Here is a 2,335-nt window from a genome sequence, read left to right on the forward strand (position 1 = left end):
GTCGTGCCCGCCCTCGCCGCCCCGGCGCAGACGACCGTGCTCCGCGGCTACAAGGCGACGCTGGTCAAGAACGCCGACTGACCCCTCTTCAGCCCCTCCCGGCGCGGCCTCCCGCGGGATAATGGTCGCCCATTTCCCGAGGAGGCCGAGATGAAGAGAGCGTGTCTCGCGTTCGTCTGCGCGGCATTGGCCTGCGGCGTCGCCGGCGCGGCCGAAGTCAAGATCGAGCGGTCGAAGATCGTCCAGGTCGTCGTCTACGTGGACCGCGCGGAGATCACGCGCCAGGCGACGGTGCAGCTGCCGGCCGGCGCTTCGTCGATCGTCCTCCCCGGCCTCCCGCCGAGCGTGGACGCCGACTCGCTGCGGATCTCCGGCAAGGGGGTTCCCGCGGCGCTCGGCGCGGTCGAGCTGAAGCGCGAGGCGCAGGAGCGGAAGGCGACGCCGGAGTGGCTCGCCGCCGACGCCGAGGTGCGCCGGCTCGAAGGGGAGCAGAACAAGCTCGGGCTCGAGGAGAAGGCCGACCAGCAGATGGCCGAGTTCCTCGCCTCGCTCGCCAAGGGGACCGGCGCGCGCAGCGGCGACCGGCTGGCCGAGGGGAAGCCGGACCTCGAGGCCGTGAAGGGGTTCTTCGGCTTCGTCCGCGGGCAGGTGGACGATCTCGGGAAGCGCGCCGAGCGGCGCGTCGAGCGACGGCGCGAGCTGCAGGAGCAGCTCGACGTCGCGCGGGCCAAGAGGGACGCCGCGCAGCCGCGCGGACCGGTCGAGAGCCTCGCCGCGATCGCGGAGGTCGAGGCGCGGCAGGCGGGCGCGCTCGATCTCGAAGTGACCTATCTCGTGCCGTCCGCCGCCTGGCGCCCGAGCTACCGCGCGACGCTCGACGCCGACAAGGGCGAGGTCGTCTGGTCGGCCGAGGCGGTCGTGCGGCAGCGGACCGGCGAGGACTGGAGCGGCGTGCCGCTGCGTCTTTCGACCGCCGCGCCGGCGCGCGGCGTCGTGCCGCCGCAGCTCCCGCCGATCCTCGTCCGACCGACGCCGCCGCGGCCGAAGCTGATGATGAAGAGCGAGGCCCCGCGGCCCACCGCGGAGATGGCGCGCGACGCGGCGGGCGCGGGGATGGCGGCCCCGCCGCCGGCCCTCGAAGCGGTCGAGATGGAAGCGCCGGAGGCCGAGGTGCTCCACACCGCCTACAACGCCGCCTTCGACGCCCCCGGCAAGAGCGACGTTCCGGCCGACGGACGCGACCACCGGATCGCGCTCCGCACCGACGCGCTGCCGGCGAGGCTCCTCTACCGCGTCGCCCCGGCGGCCTCCGAGACGGCGTTCGTCGTCGCCAAGACGTCGTCCCCCGCGCAGTACCCGCTTCTTCCCGGCGTCGTGCGGGTCTTCGCCGGCGCGGCGTTCGTCGGCCAGTACGGCGTCGCCGAGAGCGCGCCGGGCGCCGAGATGGACGCGCCGTTCGGCGCCGACAACCGCGTGGTCGTGAAGCGGACGGCGACGCCGCGGCGCGGGTCGCAGGAAGGGTTCATCTCCAAGGACCAGCAGTTCGAGTACAGCTTCCGCACGACGATCGAGAACCGGCGCGACCGCGAGATCACGCTCGTCGTCGAGGACCAGCTGCCGCGCAGCCAGGACGAGCGGATCGTGGTCAAGGTGGGCGACAAGACGACGCCGGGGATGCGCGACGCCAAGGACCGGCCGGGAATCGTCGAATGGGAGTTGACTCTCGGGCCGAAGCAACGGAAAGAGATCGTGCTCGAGTACTCGGTGCGCTTCCCCCGCGACCTCTCCGTGGACGGGCTGCCGCGCTGAGCGCTCGTTTCTCCGCGGGGCGCGCGCCGCGCCCCGCGCGGGAGGATTGGGCATGACCGGCAAGAGGATCCTGATGATCGTCGGGGACTACGTCGAGGACTACGAGGCGATGGTCCCGCTCCAGACGCTCGAAACCGTCGGACACCGCGTGGACACGATCTGCCCCAACAAGAAGACGGGCGAGACGGTCAAGACGGCGATCCACGACTTCGTCGGCGACCAGACCTACACCGAACTCCCGGGACACCGCTTCGCGATCACCGCCAACTTCAACGAAGTGAACCCCGACAACTACGACGCGCTGGTGCTCCCCGGCGGGCGCGCGCCGGAGTACCTGCGGCTCAACCCGCAGGTCCTCGCCATCGTGCGCAACTTCGCGGCGGCCAAGAAGCCGATCGCCGCGATCTGCCACGGGCCGCAGATCCTCGCCGCGGCCGGCGTGCTGAAGAACCGCACCTGCATGGCCTATCCGGCCTGCGGCCCCGAGTGCACGAACGCCGGCGCCGAGTTCAAGGCGCCCAACGAC

General features: G+C 72.3%; 2 protein-coding genes. Both read left to right on the plus strand.

The genetic code is table 11. The features are described 5' to 3' along the window. Positions 1-150: 150 nt before the first annotated feature. Positions 151-1,809, plus strand: a complete 1,659-nt coding sequence (locus LLG88_01335) for a mucoidy inhibitor MuiA family protein (GenBank protein ID MCE5245552.1) — start codon at positions 151-153, stop codon at positions 1,807-1,809. 52 nt (positions 1,810-1,861) lie between these two features. Then, positions 1,862-2,335 (plus strand): DJ-1/PfpI family protein (locus LLG88_01340; protein ID MCE5245553.1); only part of this gene is annotated, 474 nt, incomplete at its 3' end.

Source organism: bacterium, assembly GCA_021372775.1.
In the GTDB taxonomy this organism is placed as follows: Bacteria; Acidobacteriota; Polarisedimenticolia; order J045; family J045; genus JAJFTU01.

Bases quoted from the DNA above. Each gene is read 5' to 3' on its own strand.
- LLG88_01335 (MCE5245552.1), top strand. From the start codon at position 151: ATGAAGAGAGCGTGTCTCGCGTTCGTCTGCGCGGCATTGGCCTGCGGC.